Source organism: Wolbachia endosymbiont of Drosophila baimaii, assembly GCF_028982185.1.
Lineage (GTDB): Bacteria > Pseudomonadota > Alphaproteobacteria > Rickettsiales > Anaplasmataceae > Wolbachia > Wolbachia pipientis.
Map to the genome: position 1 here is coordinate 1 of NZ_JAPQLE010000051.1, position 9,004 is coordinate 9,004.

The following is a 9,004-nucleotide window of genomic DNA, read 5'->3' on the forward strand; positions in this document are numbered from 1 at the left end:
GAATCCAGAAATTTTGCTTATAACTGAGCTGATGAGCTAAAGGTAGTTGTCTTACGCTAAAATAAACGTTTTTAATTAAGTTGCATAGAAGCTGGATCCCAGTGTCTGGGCACTGGGATGACACCCCACTGGTGGGAATTGCTCCCAAACTACAACGTTCGTACAGTTGTGTGTGTCTTCCCATGGAGATTGCTCTCAAATCATAATGCTCATGCAGTTGCATGCTCGACTAATTAACAGAAAAATCTATAATTCAGTTTACGTATTTTCTTATCTCAGCCAAAATCTTATCAGATTGACTTTCGTCTGAATTTAAATCAGCTGCAAAGTGTGTAACATATTTTCCTCCAGGGCCAATAAGGTACATTATTGAAGAATGGTTGATTTCTTCTTCTCCACCAACTTTGCTAGCATATACTTTATACTTTGCAATTACTTCGTCTATTTTTTCTCTTTCACCAGTTAACATTTGTATTCTGTGGTCAAATTGCTGCTGAAATTCTTTAAGTCTTTCCGTGCTATCGCGCTCAGGATCGACTGTGATGAAGAATGTTTGTAGCTTGTTGTTAGTTTTCTCATCTAACTTTGCAAGTGTTTCTGAAATTATTCCAAGGTTCATAGGGCAAATTCTTTTGCATGAGGAAAACCCAAAGAAAATCATCATGTATTTATCTTTAAAATCACTACTGCGCAAGATCTGTCCGTCCTGATTAATTAAAGAAAAATCTCCGCCTATCTTAACTTCTGCGTTGTGAATCGCTGCTGGGGCAAATATGCCTTTTTTAGTGAAATAACAATAACCTAAAAAAACAACTGCTAATGCTGCTAGCACATTAGATAATAATCTTATAAACCTTACCATTAGAATGCTCTCAGTAAAATTGAATTGTATCTTTATTGGTTAACCTATTCAATATATTTATTCCAAAGTGTATTGTTAATTTTGTCTAACAGTTTCTTATGTTCATCAATTTCTTCACTATTTGGTAAATGTTCTCTGGGAGTTAGATTACGTACTTTATGCTGAACGAATGTGGAGTTACTGTCCTGATTGCATTCATTATCAAACAGAAAGGTTTGTAACCCTCCTGTAAGTTCAACATATACCTTTGCAAGCAATTGAGCATCAACTAGTGCTCCGTGCAATTCTCTATTCTCTAGCGATATATCAAAACGCTTACATAATGCATTCAAAGAAGCAGGTGATCCTGCGAATTTTTTCCTCGCAAGAGGTAATGTATCTAGCACTCTGTCTGAGGAAATTAACCCAGCATTCAGCTTGCTTAACTCCATGTTAAGGAACTTAACATCGAATTCAGCGTTGTGAATTACCAAAATATCATTAGATATAAAGTCAAGAAATTCAAGTGCAACATCTGAAAATAATGGTTTATCTTCTAAAAATTCTTCACTAACACCGTGAATCTTAAACGAGTGATAAGGTATATCTCTTTCTGGGTTAAGGTACCGATGGAATACTTTACCTGTTGGAATGCGGTTAATTAATTCCACACACCCTATTTCAATAATTCGATGACCAGATTCAGTGTCAAGACCTGTCGTTTCAGTGTCAAGTACTATTTCGCGTAGCTTGCTTTCCATTTCAAATAAAACTCATCTTACTTATCATTTGTCTTATCGTTACTTGTCTTTTTATAGTGAATAGAAATAAGCAACCAGCTTGGGTCTGATGAATTAACATTTTTTTTGAATTGCCATACATCCTCAACTTTATTAATAGTGGATGTACTACCTGATATTATATCTCCTTCATTGTTCTTAACGAAGTTAATTTGCTCTGAAAGGAAATATACTGCAATAAACACTGCGTTTTTTACTAGCTTTATTTCTAAAATCTTTTGTGAAACGATAGAAACAATTATAGACTCGTGCACCTCTTTACGATGTTTAATCTTCTCTGCAAAATTATCATATAAGTCTTTATCGAGAAGTGGTTTTAACTGAGACAAATTTCCTTGATTGAAACATTTTATTATTAATTCAAAAGCTATGCTTGAACCTTCTATAAAGTGGGAAATAGAAAAATCTTTGTTTTTTTTTAATATTTGTTTATAAGTAACTTTTATTGAATTTTCATCATTGCTATCAATGTAACCCTCAATGTTTTCTACTACATCTTCTCTACTTCGGCTTACATCCAATACATTAGTTAGCTTTTTTAGGTTGAGGTTGGCTAACCTTCCTAAAGAATTATACAAACGTGAAAAAATGAACGCCGCTAATAAAGCATATATTACAAGCTCTATCATAGTAACTCAACTCCTTGGCATATAAAGTATCCGAACATTATTAATTATTAATGAAAATATGTTTTTCATATCAACTTATAATCAGGTTTGCTATTCGTTTGTAAATGAATATATTATATAAGAAAGTATTAAATATCTCAACTTAATTAAAGGAGACGTAAGAAATGCCACAACAAAAAATGAGAATTCACGGTCAATATGTTAAAGATCTATCATTTGAGAATCCGAATTCGCCATTCCTTTCTTCTAGTAAAGCTCCAGATATTAATGTAATGGTTAATATCAATTCAGCAAAATTAGAAGGGACGAAAAACAAAGAAGAAGTGAATGAAGAAAAATCTTTTCATGAAATTACTTTGCATATAGAAGTCAAAGCAACGGCAAAAGATGAAGGCATAAAAGATGGTGTAGCTTTCATTTGTGAGACGAAATATTGTGGCATTTTTTCAATAGAAAATTTAAAAGAGTTGAGTGAGGAAGAGGTAAGACAAGCTTTGTTTATTGGCGGACCTACTTTTCTTTTCCCTTTTGCAAGAGAAATAATTGCAAGAGTTACAAGTAGTGGTGGATTTCCCCCACTGATGCTAGATCCTATAGATTTTGAAACTATGTATGAGCAGCAAGGTCAACAACAAAAAAGTAACGGTAGTAATTCCAATTTTAACTAATATAGTGTGATAGGATGAACAATTCTTTAAATGCAAAAACGACTTTAAACATTGACGGGAAGTCATACAACTATTTTAGCCTAAGTAGTGCTAGTGAATTTTTAGGAATAGATGTGACTAAATTGCCTTGCTCACTTAAGGTTCTGCTTGAAAATTTATTGCGCAATGAAGATGGAGTAAACGTAAAGCTAGATGACATAAGAGTACTAGCAGACTGCGTTAATAAACACACTAATCACGAAATTAGCTATAAACCAGCAAGGGTGTTGATGCAAGATTTTACAGGGGTTCCTGCTGTTGTTGATCTAGCTTCAATGCGGGACTATGTTAAGAAAAATGGAGGAAACCCAAGCAATATAAATCCGTCTGTACCGGTTGATCTTGTGATTGACCATTCTGTTCAAGTAGATAGTTATGGAAGTGTTTCCGCATTCAGTAAGAATGTTGAGTTAGAAGTAAAAAGAAATTTGGAGAGATATCAATTTTTAAAGTGGGGAGAATCGTCCTTCACAAATTTTAGAGTAGTGCCGCCTGACACAGGGATTTGCCACCAAGTGAATCTTGAATATTTAGCGCAAGTTGTGTGTAATAATGATGGAGTCATATATCCTGATACTTTAGTTGGTACTGACAGCCATACTACAATGGTTAACGGATTATCAGTTCTTGGTTGGGGTGTTGGAGGCATAGAAGCTGAGTCTGTGATGCTTGGTCAACCAATTAGTATGGTGATTCCAGAAGTAGTTGGATTTAAATTAATTGGCAGATTGTCGGAAGGAGTAACTGCGACCGATTTAGTGCTGACGGTTACCAATATCCTAAGAACAAAAGGCGTTGTTGGTAAGTTTGTAGAATTTTATGGTGATGGTTTAGATTATTTATCTTTGGCAGATAGAGCCACTATAGCAAACATGGCCCCGGAGTATGGCGCAACTTGTGGATTTTTTCCAATTGATCAAAAAACGCTAGATTATTTAAGCTTAACCGGAAGGCCAGAAAAGCTGATTAAGCTAGTTGAGGCTTATGCGAAAGAGCAAGGACTGTGGCGTAGTAGTGACGAGTTAGCATTTTTTGACACACTAGAGCTTGATTTATCAAGCGTGGAGCCAGTAATGGCTGGTCCCAAAAGACCACAAGATAAAGTTTTTCTTTCACAAGTGGCAGAGTCTTTTTCTAAATCATTTTCAGTTAATGAGTCAAAGGAAAGCGATAAACTCCAAGATGGAAGTGTAGTTATTGCAGCAATAACAAGCTGCACTAATACTTCTAATCCAAGTGTAATGATTGCTGCAAGTCTTGTAGCTCGTAATGCAATTAAACTTGGATTAAAATCAAAGCCTTGGGTTAAAACTTCTCTTGCTCCAGGGTCACAAGTTGTAACAGAATATTTAGAAAAGTCTGGATTGCACGAAGATCTAAATGCTTTGGGCTTTAATTTAGTTGGATATGGTTGCACAACTTGCATTGGAAATTCTGGTCCACTTAATAAAGATATAGAAGATGGCATTAAAAACAAAAACTTAACCGTTGCTGCAGTTTTGTCTGGCAATCGTAACTTTGAAGGAAGAATTCATCCGTTAGTCAAAGCTAATTACTTGGCATCTCCGCCACTTGTTGTTGCATATGCACTTGCTGGTACTGTACGAATTGACCTGACAAAAGATTCAATATGCAAAGATAAGAATGGAAATGATGTCTATCTCAAAGATATATGGCCAACAAACAATGAAATCGAAGATTGTGTTAAAAGTGTGGTAACACGTGAGATGTTTATACAAAAGTATAAGGATGTTTTTTCTGGTGATGAACATTGGCGAAAGATAAAGTGTGAAAAAAGTGAAATCTATAATTGGGATGCAAATAGCACTTACATACAAAATCCGCCCTATTTTGATAATTTATCACCTAAAAATAATAAAATCGATATAAAAGGTGCACAAATATTGGCAATGTTTGGCGATAGCGTAACCACTGACCACATTTCCCCTGCTGGAAATATTGCCTCAAGTAGTCCTGCAGGTATATATTTAAAAAATCTTGGAATTGAGCCACAGGACTTTAATTCGTATGGGTCTCGTCGTGGTAACCACAATGTAATGATGCGTGGGACTTTTGCTAACATTAGAATAAAAAATGAAATGGTAAGCATCGAAGGCGGCTATACAAAATATATTCCTTCTCAAGAAACTATGTCGATTTTTGATGCAGCAATGCGCTACAAGGAAGCTCTCATCATTGTGGCAGGAAAGGAGTATGGCACAGGTTCAAGTAGGGATTGGGCAGCAAAGGGTACTTTATTGTTGGGGGTTAAAGTTGTCATTGCAGAAAGCTTTGAGCGTATACATAGGTCCAACTTGGTCGGCATGGGTGTTCTTCCACTTATATTCCAAAATGGAATAACCAGAAAGATATTTGATGGTAGCGAGGTAATAAGCATAAAAGGTGAAATAGTGCCAGGTGGAAATCTAGAATGCATCATCAAAAGAAAGGATAATTCAAAGCAATCAATTCAACTCAAATGCTGTGTACAAACCGCAACTGAGACTAAATACTTGATGTGTGGTGGAGTGTTGAGCTACATACTTCCACAATCTTTTTGATTTAGTGAAGTTATTGCATGGACTTCTTTTAGCCAGCCCTGATCCCTTTGTAAATAGCAATTTGCTCTGCGCAAAGTTATGATATAATTTCACCATACATATGGTGTCGGAGTATTTTTTGGAGATAATTATATATGATAAGCTCTATACAAGAACCTAATGAACTCAGAAAACGTTTACAAGGATTTTATCGTACTGATGAAAAGAGTTATATACGTTATCTTGTAGAAAAAGCAGAGCTTTCGGCTGATTCAAAAAATAGAATTTATAATATTGCAAAACAAGTTATTGAAAAAATCAAACACAATAAATTAAGTATTGTAGATTCCTTTATGCAGCAATACTCGCTTTCCAATGATGAAGGAATAGCATTGATGTGCCTTGCTGAATCGCTACTTAGAATACCAGATGATTATACAATAGACGAGCTAATCAAAGATAAAATTGCCAATCAAGAATGGAGTAAATATTTAGGATATTCTTCTTCATTGTTCGTCAATGCTTCCACGTGGAGTTTAATGATAGGTAGCAGTATATTGAGAGATAATGAAGGCGATTCGAAGTTCTATTACGCAATTTCTAAGTTACTTAAGAATTTAGGAGAACCGATCATTCGCAAAGCAGTAAAACAAGCAATGTCTATGCTTGGTAATCATTTTGTTGTTGGAGAAACCATAGAAGAAGCTTTAAGGTACGCAAAACTAGATGACAATAGTAAGTTTTTATACTCTTTTGATATGCTTGGCGAAGCTGCTCACACAACTGAGGATGCAGAAGAGTATTTTAATTCATACATGCACTCAATAAAAGCTATAGGTGAATCCACTGAAATAAATGATTGTTTTAAATCCCATGGAATTTCAATCAAACTTTCTGCTTTACACCCACGTTATGAATTTAGTCAATTTGGCCGAATTGCTGGTGAGATATTCACTAAGGTTTTAGAGCTCTGCCGCGAGGCAAAAAAATACAACATTTCACTATGCATAGACGCAGAAGAAACAGAAAGGCTTGAAATTTCCTTAATCTTGTTTGAACAATTACGGCTTGATGAATCACTTTCTGAGTGGGAAGGGTTCGGCTTGGCTGTACAAGCATATCAAAAACGTGCTTTATCTGTTCTTGACTTTGTAGAGGATGTTGCTATTCGATCAAAGCACAAAATTATGGTGAGGCTTGTAAAAGGTGCATATTGGGATTCAGAAATCAAGTGTACGCAAGAATTGGGATTAAATGATTACTCAGTATTTACAAGAAAAAGCTATACTGACGTATCTTACCTCGTGTGCGCACAGAAACTTTTGAGTAAACCAAACAGCTTTTACCCATGCTTTGGAACTCATAACGTCTATACTTTTGCTTCTATCATGGAACTTGCTGATAAAAACCACCCTGGATTTGAATTTCAACGCTTACATGGAATGGCAAAAGACTTATATGATTATGCAATGTCAGAGCTTGCAACAAATGTTAGCTGTCGTGTCTACGCACCCGTTGGGGAACATAGTGACTTGTTGCCTTATCTTATAAGACGCCTTCTTGAAAATGGAGCTAGTAGTTCGTTTGTTAATCAAATAAGTGATCCTAACGTTAAAATCGATGAGTTAATTTCAGATCCACTGGAAAAAGCTATAAATTTTAATTATGAACCTCATCCAGGCATTCCATTACCACAAGATATTTTGGGACCAGAAAGAAAAAATTCCTTGGGGATGGATATTAGTGATTCTGTGATAGTCTCACAATTTGCAGATGATATAAAGGGTTTTAGTGAAAAAAAGTGGCAAGTTGGACCAATAATTGATGGAAAAGCACTATTTGATAATGCTGAATTTATCGAAGTAGTGAATCCTGCACATTTGGAAAATGTAATTGGAGAAGTGTCAAGTGCAACAAGCGATCAAGCTTTAAACGCTCTTGAAATAGCACATAGTGCTTTTGCTAAGTGGCAGAATGTTTCAGCAGAAGAGCGCGCTAAATGCCTTGAAAAAGCTGCAGATTTGCTTGAGGAAAGGATGAAAGAGTTAATTTACATTCTGATTGTGGAAGCAGGAAAAATTTTATCCGATGCAATAGCAGAAGTAAGAGAGGCAATCGACTTTCTGCGTTATTATGCAATGATAGCAAAAAATGAACTGAGCGACTGGAAAAAATTGCCGGGCCCAACAGGTGAAGATAACTTCATCTTTTTTGAAGGCAGAGGAGTTTTCTTATGCATATCACCGTGGAATTTTCCGCTCGCTATCTTCATTGGGCAGGTCTCAGCTGCACTTGCAGCAGGTAATGCAGTGCTGGCAAAACCGGCAGAGCAAACGCCGATTATTGCCTACGAAGCTGTTAAGATACTACATGAAGCTGGGATACCAAAGAATGTGTTACACCTCATTCCTGGGGATGGTGGATATTTAGGCAAAATATTAGTTCCAGACAATAGAATTGCCGGAGTAGCTTTTACTGGCTCAACACAAACTGCTCAAATAATCAATAAAATGCTTGCAAATAGGGATGGTCCTATCGTACCACTTATTGCTGAAACAGGAGGGCTCAATGCTATGATAGTTGATAGCTCTGCTCTCTTAGAGCAAGTGACTACGGATGTTTTGCTTTCTGCGTTTCGCAGCGCTGGCCAACGCTGTTCTGCGCTTAGAGTGCTGTTTATTCAAGAGGACATAGCAGAGAAGCAGATAAAAATGATATGCGGTGCAGCGCAAGAACTCAAGATTGGTGACCCAATACAACTTAGTACTGATATTGGTCCAATAATTGATAAAGCATCTATCGATATACTCACTCAACATACGCAAAAAATGTCAGAGGATAAAGATTCAAATCTGTTATTTAAAGTACCCATGGATACAAATTCTCATAATGGTTATTTCTTTCCTCCATATATTTATGAGATACAAAAAATTTCGCAATTAAAGCAAGAAGTATTTGGTCCTATTTTACATATCATACGTTTTAACAAGTCACAATTAAATGAAGTTATAAGTGATATAAATAGTACTGGATATGGGCTTACGTTTTCTTTGCAGAGTCGTATACAAAGTCAAATTGACACTATAAGTAAAAAAATATCAGTTGGAAATGTCTACATCAACCGTAACCAGATAGGTGCAGCAGTTGGGATACAACCATTTGGTGGTAGAGGACTATCTGGCACTGGGCCAAAAGCTGGTGGTCCTCATTATTTACAGCGTTTTTCTACAGAAAAAGTTGTAAGTGTTAACACTACAGCATTTGGTGGTAACACTACACTTATGTGTTTGGATTAATTTGCGGGCCCTAATTTTTCTTACCCCTAAACTAGACGTTCGTGCAGTTATGTACACAGCGCTAAAATCCGAAAAGGACCAGCTCATGCACTGAAATAAATCGTATCCGTTCAGCCAATGGCGTCAACTTAAGAACTTTCATTAGCAAACTCTCCTAAAGACATGATGGCGTTTAGGCTTATCTACTTTAT

At 36.1% G+C, this 9,004-nt stretch carries 7 protein-coding genes; 3 read left to right on the plus strand and 4 right to left on the minus strand.

The annotated features are described in order from the left end of the window. From OZD66_RS01675 to OZD66_RS01690, 4 genes are all read right to left on the minus strand, one after another. On the minus strand, positions 1–223 hold a 223-nt coding region (locus OZD66_RS01675), incomplete at its 3' end, for a hypothetical protein (protein ID WP_275022028.1). Between the two features lie 30 nt (positions 224–253). Further along, a complete protein-coding gene (locus OZD66_RS01680; RefSeq protein ID WP_010962368.1) occupies positions 254–862 on the minus strand; it encodes an SCO family protein in 609 nt (202 codons plus the stop codon). Between the two features lie 44 nt (positions 863–906). After that, positions 907–1,602 carry a DNA polymerase III subunit epsilon gene (dnaQ, locus tag OZD66_RS01685; protein WP_182366259.1) on the minus strand — a complete coding sequence of 232 codons (696 nt, stop codon included), beginning with the start codon at positions 1,600–1,602 and terminating at the stop codon, positions 907–909. 17 nt (positions 1,603–1,619) lie between these two features. Continuing rightward, the gene (locus tag OZD66_RS01690; RefSeq protein ID WP_182366258.1) at positions 1,620–2,270 is read right to left on the minus strand and encodes a Tim44/TimA family putative adaptor protein; all 651 of its coding nucleotides are present in this window, start codon (positions 2,268–2,270) and stop codon (positions 1,620–1,622) included. Positions 2,271–2,434: 164 nt separating this feature from the next. On the opposite strand from OZD66_RS01690, the gene secB reads away from it, so the two are divergent. The 3 genes from secB (at position 2,435) to putA (ending at position 8,813) form a co-directional block, all read left to right on the plus strand. After that, entirely contained in the window at positions 2,435–2,938 is a 504-nt protein-coding gene (gene secB, locus OZD66_RS01695) for a protein-export chaperone SecB (protein ID WP_182366257.1), read from the plus strand. Positions 2,939–2,952: 14 nt separating this feature from the next. Beyond that, positions 2,953–5,538, plus strand: coding sequence for an aconitate hydratase AcnA (acnA, locus tag OZD66_RS01700; RefSeq protein WP_182366256.1), 2,586 nt, complete (start codon positions 2,953–2,955; stop codon positions 5,536–5,538). Positions 5,539–5,672: 134 nt separating this feature from the next. Next, positions 5,673–8,813: a bifunctional proline dehydrogenase/L-glutamate gamma-semialdehyde dehydrogenase PutA gene (gene putA, locus OZD66_RS01705; RefSeq protein ID WP_182366255.1), complete on the plus strand. Its 3,141-nt coding sequence runs from the start codon at positions 5,673–5,675 to the stop codon at positions 8,811–8,813. The last annotated feature ends 191 nt before the right edge of the window (positions 8,814–9,004 follow it).

What these genes read in the sequence shown, in the direction of transcription:
- OZD66_RS01680 (WP_010962368.1), bottom strand. Translation starts at nt 862, where the DNA reads ATGGTAAGGTTTATAAGATTATTATCTAATGTGCTAGCAGCATTAGCA.
- dnaQ (WP_182366259.1), bottom strand. Translation starts at nt 1,602, where the DNA reads ATGGAAAGCAAGCTACGCGAAATAGTACTTGACACTGAAACGACAGGT.
- OZD66_RS01690 (WP_182366258.1), bottom strand. Translation starts at nt 2,270, where the DNA reads ATGATAGAGCTTGTAATATATGCTTTATTAGCGGCGTTCATTTTTTCA.
- secB (WP_182366257.1), top strand. Translation starts at nt 2,435, where the DNA reads ATGCCACAACAAAAAATGAGAATTCACGGTCAATATGTTAAAGATCTA.
- acnA (WP_182366256.1), top strand. Translation starts at nt 2,953, where the DNA reads ATGAACAATTCTTTAAATGCAAAAACGACTTTAAACATTGACGGGAAG.
- putA (WP_182366255.1), top strand. Translation starts at nt 5,673, where the DNA reads ATGATAAGCTCTATACAAGAACCTAATGAACTCAGAAAACGTTTACAA.